We start from the raw sequence: 21607 nt of genomic DNA, 5'->3' as shown, positions 1-21607 counted from the left end.
AATTCCGTCGAGCGAGGTTTCCCCTTAAATGCCTGTAGTTGTTGTAGAATCCCCTGCCAAGGCCAAAACAATCAATAAATATCTTGGCCCGGACTACACGGTTCTGGCGTCTTACGGCCATGTTAGAGATCTGCCGCCCAAAGATGGCTCGGTCGATACCGAGGATGAGTTTGCGATGAAATGGGAGGTCGGGAACGACAGCCGCAAACATGTCAAAGCCATCGCCGACGCGCTGAAAGAAGACAACGCCCTGATCCTCGCCACCGACCCCGATCGTGAGGGTGAAGCGATCAGTTGGCATTTGCAGGAAGCACTGACCAAACGCCGGTCGATCAAAAAGGATACGCCTGTCAGCCGGGTGACCTTCAACGCCATCACTAAGGACGCAGTGACCGAGGCAATGCGAAACCCCCGTCAGGTGGACATGCCACTTGTCGAGGCCTATCTGGCCCGCCGTGCGCTGGATTATCTTGTGGGGTTCAACCTGTCGCCCGTCTTGTGGCGCAAACTGCCTGGTGCAAAATCCGCAGGCCGCGTGCAGTCTGTCTGCCTGCGCCTGATCGTCGAGAGAGAGATGGAAATCGAGGCGTTCAAACCGGTGGAATACTGGTCGGTGCGCGCCCTGTTCGAAACACCCCGTGGTCAGACCTATGAGGCACGCCTGGTCACACTAGCCGGTAAAAAGCTGGACAAGCACGATCTGTCCAACTCAACCCAGGCCGAACTGGCGGTGCAGGCGATCACCAGCCGCGCGCTCAGTGTCACTTCGGTCGAGGCGAAACCCGCCGCTCGAAATCCCAGCGCACCCTTCATGACCTCGACCCTGCAGCAAGAGGCCAGCCGCAAGTTCGGCATGGGTGCGCGTCACGCGATGCAAGTGGCACAGCGCTTGTATGAGGCCGGCTACATTACCTATATGCGAACCGATGGCATCGACATGGCCCCCGAGGCCGTGGCGGCTACGCGCGAGACCATCGCCGACCGCTATGGCGCGGAATATGTGCCGGACAGCCCTCGCATCTATAAGAACAAGGCAAAGAACGCGCAGGAAGCCCACGAATGCATCCGGCCTACGGATATGACCCGCGATGCCAAAGCGCTGAAGGTAACGGACGACGATCAGCGCAAGCTCTATGACCTGATCTGGAAACGCACCATTGCCTGCCAGATGGCCGCTGCCCGGCTGGAACGCACAACTGTCGAAATCGGAAGCGAAGATGGGCAGGTTGGCCTGCGCGCGACCGGTCAGGTGGTGATGTTTGACGGGTTCATGCGTGTCTATGAAGAAGGCCGCGATGATGTCGCCGATGAGGATGACAAACGCCTGCCCCAGATCATGCAGGGCGACCCTGCACGGTTCTCTAAAACCACGTTGCGGGATCAGTTCACCAAAGCGACAAGCGATGGCACGGACCGGGCCGCGAAAGAGGCCATTCTGTCAGACAATGAATCAGTTCTGGCACTGCAACATCACACTCAACCGCCGCCGCGCTATACCGAGGCGACGTTGGTCAAGCGGATGGAAGAGTTGGGGATCGGGCGACCGTCGACCTATGCCTCGATTGTCACAACGATTCAGGACCGGGAATATGTACGCAAGGACAAGAACCGGCTGATCCCCGAAGAAAAGGGGCGGATCGTCACGATTTTTCTGCTGAACTTCTTCCGTCAGTATGTCGGTTATGAATTCACCGCCAATCTGGAAGAACAGCTGGACGATGTGAGTGCAGGTGATCGGGACTATAAGGATCTGTTGGGCAAATTCTGGCGCGACTTCTCGGCCGCGATTGGCGAGACATCGGAACTGCGCATTTCCGAAGTGCTGGACAAACTGGACGAAGCACTGGCACCGCAGCTCTATCCGCCACGCGAGGATGGATCTGACCCGCGTGTCTGTCCGAAATGCGGCGCAGGCCAGTTGCACCTGAAAACTTCACGCACTGGCGGGTTCGTCGGCTGCGGCAACTATCCCGAATGCACCTATACCCGTCCTATCGCCGGTGAAGGTGCCGAGGGTGAAGAGCGCCTGCTGGGTGAAGATTCGGGTGATGATATCTGGCTGAAGACCGGCCGGTTCGGACCTTATGTTCAACGTGGAGAGCCAACGCCCGAGAACAAGAAACCTCCGCGCGCCTCGCTGCCACGTGGCTGGAGCAAGGATGATATGGATCTGGACAAGGCGCTGACATTGCTATCCCTGCCCCGCCAGATTGGTGAGCACCCCGAGGGCGGTATGATCAGCTCGAATTTCGGGCGGTTCGGACCATATCTGATGCACCAGCTGGCGGATGAGGCCAAACCGGTTTATGCAAACCTCAAAGACCCCAATGACGTGTTCGAGATCGGCATGAACCGCGCGGTCGAATTGCTTGCTGAAAAGCGCTCCAATCCGGGACGCGGACGCCGGGCTGCGGCCAAAGCGCTGAAAGAACTGGGGGAACATCCCGATGGTGGCGCAATGCAGGTTCTGGATGGGCGCTATGGTCCATATGTGAAGTGGGAAAAGGTCAACGCGACCATTCCCAAGGACATCAAACCCGAGGACGTAACGCAGGAAATGGCCATCGAACTGGTCAATGAGCGCGCGGCCCTGAAAGGGACCAAGAAAAAGACGGCGCCCAAGAAAAAAGCCGCCAAGAAGACAACCAAGAAGGCCGGTTAGGTAGAAATACCACCCTTCGCCCGGTTTCATTGACTTCCCCGTGACGTGACGGCACAACCTGCCCAACACCATCTCATTGGGGGAGTTTTCCATGAAGAAAATCTATGCCAATGCCAACGAAGCGCTCGATGGCGTGCTTTCGGATGGCATGTTGATCGCCGCTGGCGGGTTTGGCCTGTGCGGGATTCCCGAGCTGCTGCTTGAGGCGATCAAGACCTCGGGTGCCAAAGACCTGACCTTTGCCTCGAACAATGCGGGCGTGGACGATTTCGGTATCGGTATCCTGCTGCAAACGAAGCAGGTCAAAAAGATGATCAGTTCATATGTGGGCGAAAACGCCGAATTCATGCGTCAGTACCTCAGCGGTGAGCTTGAACTGGAATTCAACCCTCAAGGCACCCTGGCCGAACGGATGCGCGCAGGTGGCGCCGGGATCCCGGGCTTCTATACAAAAACGGGCGTAGGCACTGTTATTGCCGATGGCAAAGAACACAAAGACTTCAACGGCGAGACCTATATTCTCGAAGAAGGTATTTTTGCAGATCTGGCGATTATCAAGGCGTGGAAAGCCGACGACACCGGCAATCTGGTGTTCCGCAAGACCGCCCGAAACTTCAACGTGCCCGCCGCCACTTGCGGTAAGATCTGTGTGGTCGAAGTTGAAGAGATCGTGCCGCGCGGATCTTTGGATCCGGACACAATCCACCTACCTGGAATTTACGTGCATCGCATCATTCAGGGCAATCACGAAAAGCGCATCGAACAGCGCACCACCCGCAAGAAGGAGGACGCATAATGCCCTGGGACCGGAATCAGATGGCCGCCCGCGCGGCGCAAGAGCTGGAAGACGGCATGTATGTAAACCTCGGCATCGGTATCCCGACGCTGGTGGCAAATTATGTTGGCGACAAGGATATCACCCTGCAATCCGAAAACGGAATGCTTGGTATGGGTCCCTTTCCTTTCGAGGGTGACGAAGACCCGGACCTGATCAACGCAGGCAAGCAGACGATCACCGAACTGTCTCGGACTGCTTATTTCGACAGCGCTACGTCTTTCGCCATGATCCGGGGCGGCAAAATCGCTGCGGCAATCCTGGGTGCCATGGAAGTGGATGAAAAAGGCGATCTGGCCAACTGGATGATTCCCGGCAAGCTGGTCAAAGGCATGGGCGGCGCCATGGATCTGGTGGCCGGCGTTGGCCGTGTGATCGTGGTTATGGATCACACCAACAAACACGGTGAATCGAAAGTGCTGAAAGAGTGCACCCTGCCGCTGACCGGCAAGGGTGTTGTGGATCGCATCATCACCAATTTTGGAGTTCTGGATGTGGTCGATGGCGGCCTGAAGATCGTGGAACTGGCAGACGGTGTCAGCGAGGATGAGATGCGCGCTGCGACACAAGCGATGATTGTCGACTGATCAATTCACCTAATGGCAAGGCCCACTTCAGTGTGGGCCTTGGTCAATTAAGAGCCTGAAACACGCACCCGTCAGAAATCAACTCGGGCGGTGTCGAACACAGCGCTCGCGCCACCTGAAAAGCCGCGAGAACCTTGGGCACATAATCCCGTGTTTCCGCATAAGGCGGTACACCACCATGTTTACGAACCGCACCCTCGCCCGCATTATATCCGGCCAGGACCAGGATCGGGTCGTTTCCAAACTCTTCCATCAGCCAGTTCAGGTATTTCACTCCGCCCGAGATGTTCTGCCCCGGGTGAAGGCTGTCCTCGACCCCAAATCGTTTCGCGGTCGCGGGCATAAGCTGCATCAATCCCTGCGCCCCAGCCGAGCTTTCCACCGTTTCGCGGCCCGCCGATTCAACCGAGATGACGGCCAGCACCAACGCAGGCGACACATTTGTCCCTACGGTCGAGCGTAAAATGTCGATCCCCTGCCGTTGAGCAATATTCTGAAGCGTCTGCAATCGGGGCGAGGCTACGTTTATGGCGGCAAGCGCATTTATCGAGTCCTGCAAACGACCCGAACTGGCCTCATCTATCCCGGGTGAGATCCTGTCCCAGAACGCTTTATAAGACCCGACAGGTTTGTTTTGCGGCGTAATTCCCGGAAGCCCCGGAGGCGTAACACGTGTCCTCGCGATAATCTCAGGAACTACGATCTCAGCCCCTGTGCTGGGCGCCGAAGGTGCTGAGGCATGTTCTGTAGGCGATATCTGAACCGTTATGCGCGGGCGCTGACCGGGCTTGGCTGCTTTGATCCGTTTATATACGCCACGCGGCTCGACTTCTTCGGCGGGGGCAGACACAGGTGCCGACACCACTGCCAGCGCCAAGCCGGCGCAAGTTATTGCGTTCCGGAGATTCATTTGCCTGCCTCACGTTCTCTTTTGCGTCAATTTGAACCCCGAATCTGTCTGTAAGGCCAGAAAAACAATGTGAATTGGGGCAATTTCGCCTCATTTGGCGCCATTTTGCATCGGGTTTTATCTGTACTCGTACGAAGGGATTATTTTTATTTCTTTAATTTCAATTAGTTAATCGGAAAGCTACCAAAAAGTTAAGCTGGGGCACAAAAATTTGGGGTTTGGCCCAATTCCTGCCACGCCCAACAGGCAAACATAATGCCATACCGAGACGATCGGGAGCGGACTGAGAGACGAAGCTCTGGAAGACGCCGAGGTTCATTAGACTTTTAGATCCTTTAGGAGGGACGTAACATGATCAAGTTCATCAAGAATTTCACCACCGACGAAGACGGCGCCGTAACTGTAGACTGGGTCGTTCTGACCGCAGCCGTTGTTGGCCTGGCCGCTGTTGCTTGGACACAGGTTCAAAGCGGTGTCGACGATCTGGCCAGCGACATTGATGTCGCTTTGACCGGCGTACAAGTTGATGCACCTGACGCGGGCCCAACCCCGTAATAATTTAGATAGAATTTCGAAGGGGGCTGCGCTCGTCAGATCGCGGCCCCCTTTTTTATAGAAAATACGAGGTCCTGCGATGAAGGGTATTTCTAAATTCTTATCCGGGGAACATGGCGCGATCACCGTTGATTGGGTGGTGCTTACTGCTGCGCTGGTCGGCCTTGGACTTGTCACGGTATTCAACTTGACGGGCGGGGTACAACACGTCGATACCGAGACGGGTAACGCACTTCGCGGTGTAGAGGTCTATTCTGCGAATCAGGAACAGGCATCGGAATCAGATTGATCAATCTGGCACTAAGGACACGGGCGTCAAAAAAATACTTCATTGTCCCCCTTTTCGACACAATTCTCCTGTAACCAATAGTCAGTTGAAGTCGTATTCCCTATGACGACTGACATCGCATACAAATAAACGAGGGAACGCGCATGCGTGCAGTATTTGGACTTGTCCTGATTGTTGGGGTGGCTCTGGCAGGAGGAGCCGTTTATATGGCGCGGGACTATATTTCTCAGTATCAGGCGGAATTGGCCAGAGAACGTTTGGCGGCTCAGGAAGCATTGGCAAATGTTAAATCCGTCCCGACGGTGGACGTTCTGGTTTCGAACCGTGCTCTTAAATATGGTGAGCGTCTGGCCACCGAAGATGTGCGGATCGTGAAATGGCCTGAGGATGCAATTCCCGAAGGAAGCTTCCTTGAAATGGCCGTCCTGTTTCCAGAGGACGCCAGTGGCGACCGCTTCGTTCTGAGGACCATGGAAAAAGACGAAGCCCTGATGGAGATCAAAGTAACCAAACCAGGCGAGGCAGCGGGCCTGACATCACGAATCGCGAAAGGTAAGCGCGCATTTGCAATCAGCGTGGACGTTGCCTCGGGCGTATCCGGCTTCCTTCGCCCTGGTGACAGTATCGATGTTTATTGGACCGGTTCATATGGTGGCGGAATCGATGGGTCGCGCGGCGAAATCACCCGCCTGATTCAAACCAGCATTGAGTTGATCGCTGTTGACCAGAGCGCCGGGTCCGATCTGACCGGAGCCACGATCGCGCGGACCGTTACGGTCGCTGCTACTCCGGAACAAATCGCGGCACTGGCTCAGGCTCAGAACACCGGCCGCCTGTCTTTGGCGCTGGTTGGCGTGCAAGACGACACAATCGCAAGCGCGGTCGAAGTTGACCAAAGAAAACTTCTGGGCATTAAAGATGTCGTCCCCGTGGCACCCAAAATCGCGGAAGAGGTCTGTACGGTCAAGACGCGCCGCGGTGCCGAGATCGTCGACACGGGAATAGTAACACCCTGCACAAATTAACAGAAAATCAGTGCGTTACATGACCGGGGCCGCGCGAATTGCGCGGCCCTAATTTGTTCGCATGTTGCGCATTGTCCACATAAGGAAAATTCCAGAAACCATTGATTATTGCAATAAATTCTCAATTCGCGCAGTGTTATCAGACATAAGGCAGTAGCCGCAAAAAACGAGGCGTGATCGGAGAGGCAGGTCACATGAAAAGAAGTTCCTGGATAAGTGCAGCCCTATTGGGCTTGGCGCTCGTAGTTGGCCCAGTCGGCAATGCTGCCTGGGCTGAAACACTTCGCGTGGTAAAGAAGGGTACAGCGGAAACGCTTGATGTGCCAATGAACCGCGCAATAGTTGTGGAAAGTGAGCAACCGTTTGCCGAACTCAGCATCGCCAATGCAGGCATCGCTGATATTTCGTCGCTTTCGGATCGTACTATCTATGTTTTGGGTAAGGCTCCTGGCCTGACGACCCTGACATTGTTCGACGGCGCAGGTAATCTACTTGCTAATGTTCGGGTCCGTGTGGCACCGGATGTTACCGAGTTTAAAGAACGTCTGCGCCAGATTTTGCCAGCCGAGCCTATCGAAGTTCGCACCGCCAATGACGGTATCGTTCTTTCTGGCACAATTTCTAGCGCAGCCAAGTTGGCGCGGGCATTGGAGCTGGCAGAGCGCTATGCACCGGAGCGCGTATCGAACCTCATGTCGGTTGGCGGCGTTCAGCAGGTCATGCTGAAAGTGCGCTTTGCCGAGATGAATCGGTCGGTGGCTAAAAGCCTGACTGCGTCGCTTGGTTTCGGCGGCAGTGATGTGACTGGCGGTATCAACACGCTGAACAATGCTGGTGCTTTGGCAAATGCCCTGAACAACAACATTCCGGCGGTACAGACGAATACCGGCGCAATTCTGTTCGGCTTTGGCGCAGGCTCCACACAGGTTCGTCTACTGCTGGAGGCACTCGAGTCCAAAGGACTGGCGCGCAGCCTAGCAGAGCCTAACCTATCCGCACTTTCGGGTCAGGAAGCGACGTTCCTTGCAGGTGGTGAAGTTCCTATTCCGGTACCGCAGGACGACGGCGTAATTGCGATTGAATACAAAGCCTTCGGTGTTGAAATCGACTTTATCCCCCGCGTTGTGGATGGTGATCTGATCAACCTTGAAATGGCTGCTGCCGTGTCAGCTATCGATGGTTCGTCGAACTTCACCATTCAGGGTGATAATGTTCCATCTTTCATCACACGCCAGACCAGCACAACGGTTGAGCTGCGCGATGGTGAAAGCTTTGCGATCGCCGGCTTGATCCAGGATGATTTCACCGACCTGAACAGCCAGATTCCTTGGTTGGGTGACGTCCCGGTTCTTGGCGCCCTCTTCCGCAGCGCGGAATATCAGCGTCAGCAAAGTGAACTGGTGATCATCATCACAGCCCACCTTGTGTCGCCGACTCGTGGCGAGGCACTGGCTCTGCCTACGGATCGGGTCAAACCGCCCAGCGAATTTGATCTGTTCGTCAATGGCAAAGTCGGTCGGACTGAACGTCTGGGTGCCGGTGCAGCTTCGGAAGTCGCGAATCAGGACTTCGGTAGCTCGTACGGCTACGTCCTGGATTGATTAGGAGGATAGGACCAATGCAGAAGTGGATCATCACACTGGGTCTTTCGGTCGCTGTCGCCGCATGTACGCGTGAGGCCGGATACGAAGCCGATCAGGGCGCGTTCGGGAATGCGACACTGAACAACATTCAAGTAATGAATGGCGAACTGACATATGCCCAGATCCTGGGCCAACGGTTCGCAGCCGAAGTGCCGACCCAGATCAACTTTGATTTCAACAGCGCTCAACTGGACGAAACAGCTCAGCGAGTACTCTTGCGTCAGGCGAACTGGATCAAACAGTTCCCCGAGGCACGGTTCCGGGTCTATGGCCATACGGATGCTGTTGGATCAACGGCATATAACCAAAGCCTGGGCCAGCGGCGCGCGAATGCGGCTGTTGCGTTCCTTACGCGGCAGGGTATCTCTCGCTCGCGGTTGGAGGCGGTTGTTTCATTCGGTAAGTCTCGACCTCTCGTGGCTACGCCGGATCGAGACCGTCGCAACAGGCGCACCGTAACCGAAGTATCAGGCTTCGTTGATCGTGCACCCCAGCTACTCGATGGCAAATACGCCGCCATCGTCAATCGTGAGTACGTGGAAAGCGCGGTTTATCAATCCCAGCTGCGCCGCGAGACCGCTATTGGCGATACAAGCGAACAATAAACTGTGATTGGGCGACATCGTCGCCCAATTCCCTACAATTGGTTCTTTTGCGCCTAATTCTTGCCTAAGTTCCAAGCCACATTTTCAACAATTGGGTGACCTGCGTCCGAAAATGGCCGCAATAGGGTGACAGCAAGCCAATCCTGTCCTCTGGGCCAGGATGGTTCGCCTACCCTTCGACGAGGATTGTGTTAATGACAAGCGCCACGCCGCAAAACGAAGAGACCGCAATTCTGGCCTGCACGATCAGTCGTGATGTCCAGAATTTCGATCTGCTTATAGAAGATATGGAAGGCGCTTTGGGTGAGCGTTGGGGCGATCTCGGTTTTGCCGAAGCCCTGACATTTTTCAACCAACCCGAAGCCAATTCACTGCAATTTGTCGCGTTGGCCATTGATGGCGAGGATGAAGACAACCTGTCACTGATGGGTGAAATCATCACACAGGCCAAAGACAAAAATATCAAAATAGTTCTGATCGCCGAGGACGTGACCCCGGCTTCGCTCCATCAGTTGTTGCGCAAGGGCGCGGACGAATTCGTCCCCTACCCTCTTCCAGAAGGTGAATTGCAAGAAGCAATCGACCGGATGAACAAACCCGAACCCGTCGCCATTGCCCCCGGATCAGATGCCGCACGTGCAGCTGGCGACTCTAAAGAGGGTGCTTTGTTTGTGATTCAGGGACTTGCCGGTGGGGTCGGGTCGACGACTATAGCCGTCAACCTAGCTTGGGAACTGGCAACGGTCTCTGACAAAGAGGCCCCTTCGGTTTGTTTGATTGACCTGGACCTGCAATACGGAACGGTTTCGACCTATCTGGATCTTCCCCGTCGAGAAACTGTATTCGAGATGCTGTCTGATACGGCGGCAATGGATGATGACGTCTTCAACCAGGCGCTTCAGTCCTATGAGGACAAGCTGCAGGTGCTAACCGCGCCGTCGGATATGGTGCCTTTGGATCTGATTACGCAAGAAGATATCGAACGGGTGATCGAAAAGGCGCGAAAACACTTCGATTATGTGATCGTCGACATGCCAACGACATTGGTTCACTGGTCGGAAACTGTCCTGCAGGCCGCCCATGTTTACTTTGCCCTGATAGAACTGGACATGCGTTCGGCTCAGAACGCATTGCGCCTCAAGCGCGCTTTACAGGCCGAGGAACTACCCTTCAATAAGTTGCGTTTCGCTCTCAATCGCGCCCCGAAATTTACCGATCTGAATGGTAAGGGCCGGGTCAAGCGCATGGGTGAAAGCCTGGGTATCTCTATTGATCTTCAACTGCCGGATGGCGGCAAACCGGTGATGCAAAGCGGTGATCACGGTCTGCCATTGGCCAACGCTGCGGCCAAGAACCCACTGCGCAAGGAAATCGCAAAGCTTGCGAAGTCGCTGCACAGCCTGGGCAGCAGTAGTGCCGAAGCCGCATAACACAATCCCACAGGGAGAGCCGCCGTGTTTTCAAGATATAAAAAACCAGAAGCACAACCGGTCCAGGCACCGGCTAAATCGCCCGAGGCCACACCTGCACCTGCAGCGGAGCAAGCATCAACCGCTACTGCAGTTGCCCGGCGACCCACCCCCAAAAAGGCGGCCGAGGTTGTAGGGGCGGACAAGGAACGCAAGCGCAAAGAGCGTCTGGGCGAAATCAAGATCGAACTCCACCGCGAGCTTCTTGAAAACCTGAACCTAGCGGCCCTTGAGAAAGCTGGAGAATCCGAGCTGCGCTCGGAAATCAGTGCGATTGCCAGTGAGGTTCTGGAATCCCGCAACATCGTTCTGAACCGCGACGACCGGCAGCAGCTGAACAAAGAACTGTATGACGAAGTAACCGGTCTTGGCCCTCTCGAGACCTTGCTTCAGGACGACTCTGTCAGCGATATTCTGGTCAACGGCCCGCAGCAAATTTTCGTTGAACGGTTCGGTAAGCTAGAAATTAGCGACGTTACATTTAAAGACGAAAAGCACCTGATGCGGATCATCGACAAGATCGTATCCGCCGTGGGCCGCCGTGTTGACGAATCCAACCCCTATGTGGACGCCCGTCTGGCGGATGGCTCGCGTTTCAACGCCATGGTGCCACCGATTGCCGTTGACGGCTCGCTGGTATCCATTCGTAAGTTCAAAAAAGATAAGCTGGCCATTGATGACCTGGTGAATTTTGGTGCCTTCACCGAAGAAATGGCCGCCTATCTGCAGGCTGCTGTATCTACACGCCTGAATGTGATCGTTTCGGGCGGTACCGGTTCCGGTAAAACAACCACGCTAAACGCTTTGTCCAGCTTTATCGACGACGCCGAGCGTATTCTGACCATCGAGGATACAGCGGAACTCCAGCTGCAACAGTCTCATGTTGGCCGGATGGAAAGCCGCCCGCCCAACGTCGAAGGTAAGGGTGAAGTCAGCCCCCGCGACTGTCTGAAAAACGCCCTTCGTATGCGTCCCGACCGTATCATCGTGGGTGAGACACGGGGCTCGGAAGTTATCGACATGCTACAGGCCATGAACACTGGCCATGATGGCTCGATGACAACGATCCACGCGAACTCGGCCCGAGACGGGATTTCGCGTCTTGAAAACATGATCGCGATGGCCGGGATCGAAATGCCGATCAAGGCCGTCCGTAGCCAGATCTCCAGTGCTGTGAACCTGATCGTTCAGGCAAGCCGCCTGCAGGACGGCTCGCGGCGCATGACTTCGATCACCGAAATCACTGGTATGGAAGGCGATGTGATTTCCATGCAGGAAATCTTTCGTTTTCAACGCGTTGGGTTAACACCCGACAACAAGATCATTGGCCATTTTACCGCGACAGGCGTTCGCAGCCACTACTCCGAACGCTTCCGTCTGTGGGGTTATGATCTGCCCCCTTCGATTTACGAACCAACGACTATGTAGGAGATCTTGAAATGCAACTGCCTATGGAGGCACTGATCTACGTCGCGATCTTCGTAGGCGTACTTGCGTTGGTGGAAGGAATCTATCTGGTTGCCTTCGGAAAATCCATCAGTCTGAACAGCCGCGTGAACCGCCGTCTGGACATGCTGGATAAAGGCGTCGGGCGCGAACAAGTTCTGGAACAGCTGCGCAAGGAAATGCAGCAGCATATGAAGTCCCAGAGCATTCCGCTCTATTCCCTGTTGGCGGACAAGGCTCAGAAGGCCGCCATCGCCTTCACACCCCGTCAGTTGATCCTGATTATGGTGTTGGTGACAGGCTTTGCCTTTATGGGGCTCAGTATTGCAACGGGAACGGAAACCATAATGCGGGCCGCTATTTCGGTCGCAATCGGTGTTGGCGGTGTCTATGCGTGGGTAAACAACAAGGCCAAAAAGCGTATGGCAATGCTGGAAGAACAGTTGCCAGATGCTGTGGAATTGATGGTTCGGTCGCTTCGCGTCGGGAACCCTTTTGTGTCCACCATTCAAATCGTCGCAAATGAAGTCCAGGATCCACTCGCCACTGAATTCGGGGTTATCGCTGATGAATGTGCCTATGGCCGTGACGTCGGTGAATCTCTCAAAGATCTCGCACAACGACTTGATATGCAGGATCTACGGTTTTTGGCAGTGGCCGTCGGCATCCAACAGCAATCCGGTGGTAACCTGGCCGAAATTTTGGCCGGTCTGGCCAAGGTGATCCGGGCCCGTTTTCGACTTTTCCGGCGCGTCAACGCCATCACAGCCGAGGCAAAATGGTCAGGAAAATTCCTATCTGGATTTCCACTGTTCTGCCTGGGATTCATTTTGGTGAACGACCCCGGGTACTATGACGAAGTTATGGATCACCCATGGTTCATTCCTGCCTGTTTCTTTGTCGGCATCATGCTGACACTGAACCTGATCGTCATGCGCATTCTAACCGACATCAAGGTCTGAGGACACCACCATGGAAATCCTGACCCGAATAAACGACTTTCTAACCGAGCTCCTTGGCCCCTTCGGTCCACTGATCGTGGTTGGTGTACTTGGACTGTTCATGATCTTGATCACAGTCCCCTTGATCCTGAGCCAGCCAGAAGATCCCCTGAAGAAACTGCAGCGTTCTAATGCAGCCCCTCGACAGGATAAGAAGGTCAAAAAGGACAAGCTCAGAACCAGCGGGCGAAACGAGCAGCTTGAGAAATTTGCCAACTTCCTTGAGCCACAGAATAAGGAAGAACTGTCTGCCATGCAGCTGAAACTGCGGCAGGCGGGGTACCAATCAAAGGACGCAGTTCGGTTCTTCCACTTCGCTCAATTTTCCTTGGGCATCATCGGAATTGTGATTGGTGTTTTGCTAGTCACTGTCCTTTCCGACGGTCAGGAATTTACCGCGCAGCAGATGATAATACGAGTTCTTGTCCCTTCGGCCGCCGGGTATTTTCTGCCGCGCTATTGGATCACCCGAAGGGTCGCAGAACGGCAAGAAGCGATCACCGCAGGCTTTCCCGATACTCTTGACCTGATGCTGGTCTGTGTCGAAGCTGGCCAGTCGCTGGACCAGGCCATCGTTCGCGTAGCACGCGAAATGAAAGCCTCCTACCCTGAGATTTCGCTTGAATTTGAAGTCGTCGCCCACGAATTGAAGGCCGGTAAGGACAAGGATACGGTTCTTCGCGATTTTGGTACGCGCTGTGGCGTTCAGGATGTTAACTCATTTGTGACGGTGATGATCCAATCGGCAACATTCGGTACATCCATCGCCGAAGCCTTGCGGGTTTACGCTGGCGAGATGCGAGATAAGCGCGTGATGCGCGCCGAAGAGGCCGCTAACAAGTTGCCAACCAAAATGACACTCGCCACTATGATGCTGACGGTGCCACCGTTGCTGGTCATTCTGGTTGGACCCTCGGCCAAAGGCATCGCTGAATTCGGCGGAGGCTAATAGCCTATGAAATTGAAACCCAGGTGCATCCAAACGGGGATACGCCGCGTGTTACAGGCCACCGTGGTTCTTGCCACGGTGGCTTCTTGCACGGAAACGGGGTCCTCCGGGGATCTGGATGCACCTGGCATTGATCGTAAAGCCCCGGCCGAGGATCAGATTGCAGTCGGCAACCGGCTGATGGCTTCGGGTGAATACGAGCTTGCGTTGGATGCCTTTATCCGCGCAGCGCTCAATCAGGGAATGACAACGCAGATCCTGACCTCGATGGGGACGGCAAATCTGGGCCTTCGGAGGCTTGGACAGGCGGAAACACTGCTGCGCCGTGCGGTTGAAGATGACCCCGAATGGTCTGTCGCCTGGAACAATCTGGGTGTGTTGCTGATGGAAATCGGAGAATATCCCGAGGCCGCTCAGGTCTTTCGCCGGGCCTATGCTCTCGATAATGGCGAAAGTGACGCAATCCGGGACAATCTGCGGTTAGCTCTCGCAAAAATGGAAAATACTGATAATAATACCCCTCAAGAACAAGAATACACACTGGAGCAGCAAGGCGACGGGCAATTCATGCTGCGCAAGCTCCCGTAACATAGGCAAGAGCAGTAAGGGACGCAAAAATGCGCCAACAATTCTTGATTCCGTCTATCGCAATCTGCGGGCTGATCCTCTCAGCCTGTGAAAAAGAGTCCGAAGAAGAAAAGGTCGAGCGTACATTTCAGGAGGTGAACGTCATTGACGAAACCAACCTGAACGACGTTCTTCTGTCGGCCGCCGATCCGAACGAAGCCGTTACCTATTTCCAGGGTGCCGCCGCCAAGAACCCGGGTCGTATAGACCTGCAACGTGGACTGGCGATTTCACTGGCGCGCGCTAAACGGACGACCGAGGCAACCGCCGCTTGGAAAAAAGTCACTACGATGAGCGGTGCGACCAATGTAGACAAGATCGAATACGCAGACTCTCTGGTACGTTCCGGGAACTGGTCACAGGCCAAATCGACATTGGATTCGATCCCGCCGACTTTTGAATCTTTCAAACGCTACCGCCTGGAAGCCGTCGTCGCGGATTCGCAAAAAGACTGGAAACGCGCGGATCATTTCTATGAAACCGCCGTGGGTCTGACGACCCGCCCCGGTGGTGTGATGAACAACTGGGGATATTCCAAACTGACACGCGGCCAGTACGACGAAGCCGAACGGTTGTTCACCGAGGCCATTCGACAGGATAACTCTCTATTCACGGCAAAGAACAATCTGGTCCTCGCCCGGGCTGCACAGGGCAATTACAGCATGCCTGTCGTTCCCATGTCTCAGGTCGAACGAGCGATGTTGTTGAACACAATGGCCATCTCGGCGGTGAAACGCGGTGATGTGGCGACGGCCAAGAACCTGTTCCGTGAAGCGATCGCCACCCATCCGCAACATTACGACGAAGCCGTTCGATCCCTGCGCGCGCTTGAGGAAGCCTGATACATGCATATTCCAGCGGGTGCTGCGGCCTGGTTTTTGCCGTTCGTACTGCCGATCTGCTATTACGTGGCCTTCACCGACCTGCGTGACATGCTCATCAAGAATCACGCCGTAGTAGCACTGGCTTCGGTATTTGCGGTCATCGGTTTGTTTGTCCTGCCGCCCTGGTCGGATGGTTGGATTACCGGCCCGTTTTCTGTGTCCCTCCCACCCTATTTGTGGCAGCTGTTACATATAGTTGTAATGCTGGTCATCGGCATTCTGCTCAACGCAGCCGGCATTATGGGAGCCGGAGACGCAAAGTTCATAGCCGCGGCCTCAGCCTTTGTTTGGTTGGGCGATTTCACATTGGTATTGTTGATCCTGATGTCGACCACCTTGGCGGCCTTTGTCACGCATCGGTTGGCCAAACATACCGCCCTCAGAGCTATTGCCCCAGATTGGGAAAGCTGGCGTCGGGACAAACAATTTCCAATGGGTTTTGCGCTTGGTGCAACCCTGGCCATCTACCTGATACTTGGAACTGTTTACGGCTCGTAAACTATCATCAGTCCGCCTTGTCCCCGCCTTGGAACTGACACAAAGCCCGGCCAAATTTTCGTCAAAGGGCCCTTTTCAGGGCTATTGGCGTGAATACTGAATTAGACGGGCAACGCTCATGAATATGCAGACAACCTCGGTAATGGCCCCCCCTACCCCAAAGGGGTTGGGCGATATGCAGCTTCCTATTGTTATGATGCGGGATATCCTGCTGAAAACTATCTTTCGTAAAACCGTAGATACAGTTTCCGAAGTTGCCCAAGCGATCTGCTTGCCGGGTTCTGTCACACAGGAATTGATCGACCTTGCCCGCGAACAAAAGCTGCTGGAAGCAACCGGTACTTTGAACGCCAACAGCGGCAATGAGATGGGGTATCAATTGACCGATGCGGGCAAAGCGCGTGCATTGGATGCGCTGAGCCAGTCCGAATATTTCGGCGCCATGCCCGTCCCGCTGGATGTGTACCGCGAGCAGGTAAAACGCCAGTCGATCCGGAATATCCAGGTTTCCCGCGACCAGTTGACCGGGGCAATGGGCCATCTGGTTCTGCCTGACAGCCTGCTGGACCACCTTGGACCCGCGGTCAGTGCAGGCCGATCAATCCTGATGTATGGACCTCCGGGTAATGGTAAATCCTCTATCTCGAACGGTATTCGGGATGCTTTGGGCGATAGTGTCTATGTCCCATATGCCATCGAATACGCTGGTCAGGTGATCACGGTGTATGACCCGATTGTACACACAGCCATCGAACAAGAAGCAGATGATCCCAATAGCTTGCGCCGCCGCAAGCGGTTTGATTCGCGCTATGTCCAATGTGAAAGACCAACTGTTGTGACTGGCGGTGAACTGTCACTCAGCATGCTCGATCTGGTTTATAACCCTACGGCGCGGACCTATCAGGCCCCGCTGCAGCTGAAATCGACGGGCGGCATCTTTATCGTTGACGACCTTGGCCGTCAGCAGGAACCACCACAGGCCCTGATCAACCGCTGGATTGTTCCACTGGAAGAGAACAAGGATATCCTTGGCCTGCAATCGGGTGAAAAATTCGAAGTGCCCTTTGACACGCTGGTCATCTTTTCGACCAACTTTCACCCCAACGAGATCTTTGACCAAGCCGCTCTGCGCCGAATCTTCTTCAAGATCAAGATTGACGGTCCGAACCAAGAGAACTTCCTGAAAATCTTCGCCATGGTGGCCCGCAAACGCGGGATGCCTCTGGACGAGGCCGCATTGGTCCATCTGCTAAAGGTCAAATACCCGACCATCGACAACATCTATGCGAACTATCAGCCGATATTCCTGATTGATCAGATGATCTCGATCTGCGAATTCGAGGGCATCCCCTATCAGATGAGCCCCGATCTGATTGAACGCGCTTGGGCCAACATGTTCGTCAAAGATGAGAAAATCGTCAAATAACCTAATGCCATTTCGCTGACGGGCCGGGTAATCTGCCTTTATGACGCAGATTCCCGCCCGGATTACTGACTGGTTTGAAGACAAAGGTTGGTCCATCCACCCGCATCAGCAGGACATGTACGACCGGGCCCTTGAACCGGCGACGTTGCTGATAGCCCCCACCGGCGGGGGCAAGACAATGGCCGGATTTCTGCCCACGCTGGCCGATCTGGCAAAGCGGGACCATGATGGCCTGCATACAATCTACGTCTCCCCACTCAAGGCGCTGGCGGCAGATATCCGGCGAAACCTGCGTGGCCCAGCCGAGGAAATGGGCCTGGCCGTCCGGATTGAGGACCGCACCGGAGATACCTCAGCCACACAGAAAAAGCGTCAGCGGGTTGACCCACCGCAGATCCTTTTGACCACACCTGAAAGCCTAGCCCTGCTGACCTCTTACGAAGACGCCGGGCGGATGTTTCAGGGCGTGCAACGGGTGGTTGTCGATGAAATCCACGCCCTGGCCGAGAGCAAGCGTGGCGACCAGCTGATGCTGGCGCTGGCCCGTCTGCAGGGGCTCTGCCCGGACCTGCGCAGGGTGGGCCTGTCTGCAACGGTCGAAGACCCCAATGCGATTGCCCGATTTCTGGCACGTCACCCTGATCCCTGCCGGATCGTTGAGGCCGATCCTGGGCCTGACCCCGATATCCAAATGTTGGAAACGCCGGAAATGCCTCCGTGGTCGGGCGGTGGAGCGGCCTATTCCATCCCTGCCGTTCTGGACCAGATCCGGAAGCATAAGACGACGCTTATCTTTCACAACACCCGCGCACAGGCCGAGATTTTCTTTCACAACCTCTGGCTTGCCAACGAAGACGGGCTGCCGATTGGCATTCATCACGGCAGTCTGGACAGGCAGCAACGCGAACGTGTCGAGGCCGCAATGGTTCGCGGTGAGCTGCGCGCAATCGTCTGCACAGGCAGTCTGGATCTTGGTATTGATTGGGGCGATGTCGACCTGGTCATTCAGATCGGGGCGCCCAAAAACGTCAAAAGGCTGGTTCAGCGCATCGGGCGCGCAAATCACAGATACAACGCCCCCTCCAAAGCATTGTTAGTGCCCGCAAACCGCTTCGAAGTTGTGGAATGCATAGCGGCACTTGAGGCTGTGAAAGCTCATGATCTGGACGGTGATCCCCGCGGCGCAGGTCCACGCGATGTGTTGTGTCAACATATCCTGATTGCCGCAGCATCCGGGCCATTCTTGGCCGATGACCTGTTCCGGCAAATGACCGCAGCGGGCCCCTATGCCGGGTTGACCCGAGCAGAGTTCGACGCCTGTTTGGACTTTTGTGCAACCGGGGGCTATGCGCTGCGCGCCTATGATCGGTGGCAAAGGCTGCAGCTACGGCCAGATGGTCAATGGCAGCTACGTGACCCCCGTGCTGCGCAGCGTATCCGCATGAACCTTGGCACGATTCAGGACACCGATACGTTGAAAGTCCGCCTGAAACGCAATCGAGGGGGCAAACCTCTGGGAGAGGTCGAAGAAGCCTTTGCTGCCTCGCTGACCCACGGAGATACCTTTCTGATCGGCGGCCAGATCGTGCGCTATGAGGGATTGCGCGAGATGACGGTCGAAGTCAGCCGCCGAGCGGATAAGAAGCCCAAGATCGCAACGTTTTCAGGCACCAAATTTGCGACCTCGACGCAGCTGAGCGACCGTATCCTGCGGCTGTTTGCACAGCCCGATTGGCCCCAGTTACCCGCGCATACCGCGGATTGGCTGGCCTTGCAGCGCGATATCTCGCGCCTGCCTCAGCGTGACAGGTTACTGATCGAAAGTTTCCCCAACGATGGGCGCGAAAACCTGTGTGTCTATGGTTTTGCGGGTCGCAACGCCCAGCAGACGCTGGGGCTGTTGCTGACCAAACGGATGGAAGAAACGGACCTTGCACCGCTGGGCTTTGTTGCCACCGACTATGCAACCTTGATCTGGGGGTTGGACGCGGTGATAGACCCGCGTCCGCTATTTCAGCCCGACGAGCTGCGCAACGGCTTGGAAACCTGGCTGGCGGGCAATGCCGTAATGAAGCGCACCTTTCGTGCCTCGGCCACGATTGCAGGGCTGATCGAACGGAACATGGCCGGTCAGCGCAAAAGTGGTCGGCAGGCCACGTTTTCCTCAGATATCCTCTACGATACTTTGCTGAAATACGATCCCGATCACCTTTTAATGCAGATCACCCGAGAAGAGGCCATGCGCGGTCTCGTCGATTTCGGGCGGATCGATGCACTGATCGAGCGGATCGGGGGACGTATAGATCTGATGCGATTGGATCGGGTTTCACCTCTGGCTGCACCACTGTTTCTTGAGGTTGGCAAGGTACCCGTCAAAGGTGCTGCTGAAGAACGCCTGCTGGCGGAAGAAAGCGCGCGCCTATTGCAAGAGGCTGGGCTGAAATCCTGCTAAAATCTCTTGCGCGCGGTAGCGGAACGTCGCAAAGAACGTAACATGAACGAAGTTTCGATCTGTTTAGCCGGGCAAAATCTGCTGGCGCTTGGGTCTGGTGCCATTTGGTGGCCCGACAAAAGCGTGCTTTGCGTGTCCGATCTGCATCTGGGTAAATCCGAGCGTTTGGCGCGCCGGGGCGGCACGACATTACCCCCCTATGACAGCCAGGACACCCTGGCCCGATTGGCCGCAGATATCGAGCGCACGCAGCCTGACATCGTTATTTGCCTTGGGGATAGTTTTGATGATCTTGATGCCCTAAACGCCTTGAGTGTGCCCGACAGGCTGCAGATTACGGCGATGCAGGCCGGTCGCCGCTGGGTCTGGATCGAAGGAAACCATGACCCCGGCCCGGTAGATCTGGGCGGAAGCCATCTGGCCGAATATGCGGTTGACCCTCTGGTCTTTCGTCATATTGCGCAACCCAAGGGCAAGGCTGAGGTTTCGGGACACTACCACCCCAAGGCGCGCGTGCGGGTTCGCGGTCGTTCCATCACCCGCCCCGCCTTCCTGATGGATCAGGCGCGTCTGATCCTGCCTGCCTATGGGACTTATACTGGTGGGCTCTTTAGCTCGGATCACGTTCTGGACGCCTTGATGAGCGATCAGGCAATGGCGATCTTGACAGGGAAAGTCCCGCAAATGATCCCAATGCCCAGATAGGGCGTCTCAGATCAAGCCATCTTCTTCTAGGAACGGACGGTATTTCCTGCTGACCGGAACAAGCTCGTCGTTCTTCAGGCGCAACATGGTCTTGCCACCCTTACGTTCGACCCCAGCAATGGCGTCATCGACAACCCAATGCGATCGGTGCGTGCAATGGCCCGGTATAGGTTCCATTTCCTCTATGGCGTCGGTAAAACGCGACCGGATCGTAAACGTGCCCTCAGAAGTCACCACATCCACATAGTGGTCTTGGACCGTCAGGCGATAGACCCGACCCTGAAAGGATCCCGGCAACCGCTTGTACATGCGCGGCAGCGGAATTTCAGCATATTCGGATTGAGGTTTCGATGCCTCACGCCGCACCAGGATCAAGCCGACCGACAGCAAGGCGCCATAAGATGTTACAGATAACATATCCGGGCACGGCAGTCCGTTGGCCGAAAACAGCAACCAGACCATCAACCAAAGGCTTGGAACAAAAAGGACGAAAACCAAAGATATCAGCACAAGGTCGCGCCCAGAAAACTCGGTCTCAGCGAACAACCTACGCAACAATCTTCTTGCGACGCAGGTCACTCCTAGCGCCAGCCCCATCACCCCGATCCAGAAGGCCAAGCGCCAAGGAAAGGTTACTTCGATGGCATGAAATGGTTGGAATACGAAGGACAATAGCAGAAGGAAAACCAGTCCGGCAACCAACCGGTACCCTACTAATTCGGCGAAAACTGGGCGCAGTTTCGTGAACATAAACACTCGACAACAACTCTCCGGGTCCAGCCAATACTACCGGGGACTTGCCATATTACAACGTAACCGGCTGGAATAGAAAGTTTATCACCAATACAGGCACATTCAATGCCCGTAATCTCACACTTAGTTTACATATTAACAAATTTTAGGCCGGGGAGTACCCCGGCCCTGAAAATCTACATGCACGACTGTCCGCTATGGGTTACACAGTCAGGCCTTCTGGTTCTGGGAGTTTGTTTGCGCGGCATGCGGCGGTCAGGGTGTTGGCCAGCAGGCATGCGATTGT

General features: G+C 55.3%; 20 protein-coding genes. 18 read left to right on the top strand and 2 right to left on the bottom strand.

Translation table 11 applies throughout. The features are described 5' to 3' along the window. Positions 1–28 precede the first annotated feature (28 nt). The 3 genes from topA to AC2FJ5_RS16250 all read left to right on the top strand — a co-directional run bounded on the left by topA (position 29) and on the right by AC2FJ5_RS16250 (position 4084). The gene (gene topA / locus AC2FJ5_RS16260; RefSeq protein ID WP_496794041.1) at positions 29–2662 is read left to right on the top strand and encodes a type I DNA topoisomerase; all 2634 of its coding nucleotides are present in this window, start codon (positions 29–31) and stop codon (positions 2660–2662) included. A gap of 91 nt (positions 2663–2753) precedes the next feature. Then, on the top strand, positions 2754–3458 hold the full coding sequence (locus tag AC2FJ5_RS16255) for a CoA transferase subunit A (RefSeq protein ID WP_496794040.1): 705 nt from the start codon (positions 2754–2756) through the stop codon (positions 3456–3458). Then, positions 3458–4084: a 3-oxoacid CoA-transferase subunit B gene (locus AC2FJ5_RS16250; RefSeq protein WP_496794039.1), complete on the top strand. Its 627-nt coding sequence runs from the start codon at positions 3458–3460 to the stop codon at positions 4082–4084. Before AC2FJ5_RS16255 ends, AC2FJ5_RS16250 begins: the two co-directional genes overlap by 1 nt. A gap of 43 nt (positions 4085–4127) precedes the next feature. On the opposite strand, the gene AC2FJ5_RS16245 is transcribed toward AC2FJ5_RS16250, so the two are convergent. Further along, positions 4128–4994 (bottom strand): lytic transglycosylase domain-containing protein, encoded by an 867-nt coding sequence (locus AC2FJ5_RS16245; protein ID WP_496794037.1) that lies wholly within the window; start codon positions 4992–4994, stop codon positions 4128–4130. Between the two features lie 351 nt (positions 4995–5345). On the opposite strand from AC2FJ5_RS16245, the gene AC2FJ5_RS16240 reads away from it, so the two are divergent. The 15 genes from AC2FJ5_RS16240 (at position 5346) to pdeM (ending at position 20568) form a co-directional block, all read left to right on the top strand. Further along, positions 5346–5549 (top strand): hypothetical protein, encoded by a 204-nt coding sequence (locus AC2FJ5_RS16240; protein ID WP_496794036.1) that lies wholly within the window; start codon positions 5346–5348, stop codon positions 5547–5549. Positions 5550–5628: 79 nt separating this feature from the next. Next, positions 5629–5838, top strand: coding sequence for a hypothetical protein (locus tag AC2FJ5_RS16235; protein WP_282027745.1), 210 nt, complete (start codon positions 5629–5631; stop codon positions 5836–5838). A gap of 143 nt (positions 5839–5981) precedes the next feature. Further along, positions 5982–6863: a Flp pilus assembly protein CpaB gene (gene cpaB / locus AC2FJ5_RS16230; protein WP_496750773.1), complete on the top strand. Its 882-nt coding sequence runs from the start codon at positions 5982–5984 to the stop codon at positions 6861–6863. Positions 6864–7057: 194 nt separating this feature from the next. Beyond that, a complete protein-coding gene (locus AC2FJ5_RS16225) occupies positions 7058–8464 on the top strand; it encodes a type II and III secretion system protein family protein (RefSeq protein WP_496794034.1) in 1407 nt (468 codons plus the stop codon). 17 nt (positions 8465–8481) lie between these two features. Next, complete coding sequence (locus AC2FJ5_RS16220; protein WP_496794033.1) at positions 8482–9111, top strand: OmpA family protein; 630 nt, start codon at positions 8482–8484, stop codon at positions 9109–9111. Between the two features lie 194 nt (positions 9112–9305). After that, complete coding sequence (locus tag AC2FJ5_RS16215) at positions 9306–10541, top strand: CpaE/TadZ family protein (RefSeq protein ID WP_496794031.1); 1236 nt, start codon at positions 9306–9308, stop codon at positions 10539–10541. 24 nt (positions 10542–10565) lie between these two features. Continuing rightward, complete coding sequence (locus AC2FJ5_RS16210) at positions 10566–12008, top strand: TadA family conjugal transfer-associated ATPase (protein WP_282022130.1); 1443 nt, start codon at positions 10566–10568, stop codon at positions 12006–12008. Between the two features lie 11 nt (positions 12009–12019). Continuing rightward, entirely contained in the window at positions 12020–12988 is a 969-nt protein-coding gene (locus AC2FJ5_RS16205) for a type II secretion system F family protein (RefSeq protein ID WP_142637962.1), read from the top strand. A gap of 10 nt (positions 12989–12998) precedes the next feature. Further along, positions 12999–13976: a type II secretion system F family protein gene (locus AC2FJ5_RS16200; protein ID WP_282022131.1), complete on the top strand. Its 978-nt coding sequence runs from the start codon at positions 12999–13001 to the stop codon at positions 13974–13976. A 6-nt stretch (positions 13977–13982) separates the two neighbouring features. Next, positions 13983–14564, top strand: coding sequence for a tetratricopeptide repeat protein (locus AC2FJ5_RS16195; protein WP_185956705.1), 582 nt, complete (start codon positions 13983–13985; stop codon positions 14562–14564). 29 nt (positions 14565–14593) lie between these two features. Further along, on the top strand, positions 14594–15445 hold the full coding sequence (locus tag AC2FJ5_RS16190) for a tetratricopeptide repeat protein (RefSeq protein ID WP_496692898.1): 852 nt from the start codon (positions 14594–14596) through the stop codon (positions 15443–15445). A gap of 3 nt (positions 15446–15448) precedes the next feature. After that, positions 15449–15985, top strand: a complete 537-nt coding sequence (locus AC2FJ5_RS16185) for a prepilin peptidase (protein WP_496794030.1) — start codon at positions 15449–15451, stop codon at positions 15983–15985. A 118-nt stretch (positions 15986–16103) separates the two neighbouring features. Then, on the top strand, positions 16104–17411 hold the full coding sequence (locus AC2FJ5_RS16180) for a DUF8689 domain-containing protein (RefSeq protein ID WP_496697987.1): 1308 nt from the start codon (positions 16104–16106) through the stop codon (positions 17409–17411). A 40-nt stretch (positions 17412–17451) separates the two neighbouring features. Beyond that, positions 17452–19863, top strand: a complete 2412-nt coding sequence (locus AC2FJ5_RS16175) for a ligase-associated DNA damage response DEXH box helicase (protein WP_496794028.1) — start codon at positions 17452–17454, stop codon at positions 19861–19863. 42 nt (positions 19864–19905) lie between these two features. After that, positions 19906–20568, top strand: coding sequence for a ligase-associated DNA damage response endonuclease PdeM (gene pdeM / locus AC2FJ5_RS16170; protein ID WP_496703300.1), 663 nt, complete (start codon positions 19906–19908; stop codon positions 20566–20568). A gap of 6 nt (positions 20569–20574) precedes the next feature. On the opposite strand, the gene AC2FJ5_RS16165 is transcribed toward pdeM, so the two are convergent. Then, entirely contained in the window at positions 20575–21318 is a 744-nt protein-coding gene (locus AC2FJ5_RS16165) for a LytTR family DNA-binding domain-containing protein (protein ID WP_496794027.1), read from the bottom strand. Positions 21319–21607 lie beyond the last annotated feature (289 nt).

The sequence above is a fragment of the Ruegeria sp. CDSA221 genome (assembly GCF_059611825.1).
Note: the sequence above shows the minus strand (reverse complement) of the source record. Positions and strands in the feature narration are given on the sequence as shown.

Coding starts and splice junctions, on each gene's coding strand:
- cpaB (WP_496750773.1), top strand. CDS start 5,982: ATGCGTGCAGTATTTGGACTTGTCCTGATTGTTGGGGTGGCTCTGGCA.
- pdeM (WP_496703300.1), top strand. CDS start 19,906: ATGAACGAAGTTTCGATCTGTTTAGCCGGGCAAAATCTGCTGGCGCTT.
- AC2FJ5_RS16245 (WP_496794037.1), bottom strand. CDS start 4,994: ATGAATCTCCGGAACGCAATAACTTGCGCCGGCTTGGCGCTGGCAGTG.
- AC2FJ5_RS16220 (WP_496794033.1), top strand. CDS start 8,482: ATGCAGAAGTGGATCATCACACTGGGTCTTTCGGTCGCTGTCGCCGCA.
- AC2FJ5_RS16200 (WP_282022131.1), top strand. CDS start 12,999: ATGGAAATCCTGACCCGAATAAACGACTTTCTAACCGAGCTCCTTGGC.
- AC2FJ5_RS16165 (WP_496794027.1), bottom strand. CDS start 21,318: ATGTTCACGAAACTGCGCCCAGTTTTCGCCGAATTAGTAGGGTACCGG.
- AC2FJ5_RS16205 (WP_142637962.1), top strand. CDS start 12,020: ATGCAACTGCCTATGGAGGCACTGATCTACGTCGCGATCTTCGTAGGC.
- AC2FJ5_RS16240 (WP_496794036.1), top strand. CDS start 5,346: ATGATCAAGTTCATCAAGAATTTCACCACCGACGAAGACGGCGCCGTA.
- AC2FJ5_RS16215 (WP_496794031.1), top strand. CDS start 9,306: ATGACAAGCGCCACGCCGCAAAACGAAGAGACCGCAATTCTGGCCTGC.
- AC2FJ5_RS16190 (WP_496692898.1), top strand. CDS start 14,594: ATGCGCCAACAATTCTTGATTCCGTCTATCGCAATCTGCGGGCTGATC.
- AC2FJ5_RS16250 (WP_496794039.1), top strand. CDS start 3,458: ATGCCCTGGGACCGGAATCAGATGGCCGCCCGCGCGGCGCAAGAGCTG.
- AC2FJ5_RS16235 (WP_282027745.1), top strand. CDS start 5,629: ATGAAGGGTATTTCTAAATTCTTATCCGGGGAACATGGCGCGATCACC.
- AC2FJ5_RS16255 (WP_496794040.1), top strand. CDS start 2,754: ATGAAGAAAATCTATGCCAATGCCAACGAAGCGCTCGATGGCGTGCTT.
- topA (WP_496794041.1), top strand. CDS start 29: ATGCCTGTAGTTGTTGTAGAATCCCCTGCCAAGGCCAAAACAATCAAT.
- AC2FJ5_RS16180 (WP_496697987.1), top strand. CDS start 16,104: ATGAATATGCAGACAACCTCGGTAATGGCCCCCCCTACCCCAAAGGGG.
- AC2FJ5_RS16195 (WP_185956705.1), top strand. CDS start 13,983: ATGAAATTGAAACCCAGGTGCATCCAAACGGGGATACGCCGCGTGTTA.
- AC2FJ5_RS16175 (WP_496794028.1), top strand. CDS start 17,452: ATGACGCAGATTCCCGCCCGGATTACTGACTGGTTTGAAGACAAAGGT.
- AC2FJ5_RS16185 (WP_496794030.1), top strand. CDS start 15,449: ATGCATATTCCAGCGGGTGCTGCGGCCTGGTTTTTGCCGTTCGTACTG.
- AC2FJ5_RS16225 (WP_496794034.1), top strand. CDS start 7,058: ATGAAAAGAAGTTCCTGGATAAGTGCAGCCCTATTGGGCTTGGCGCTC.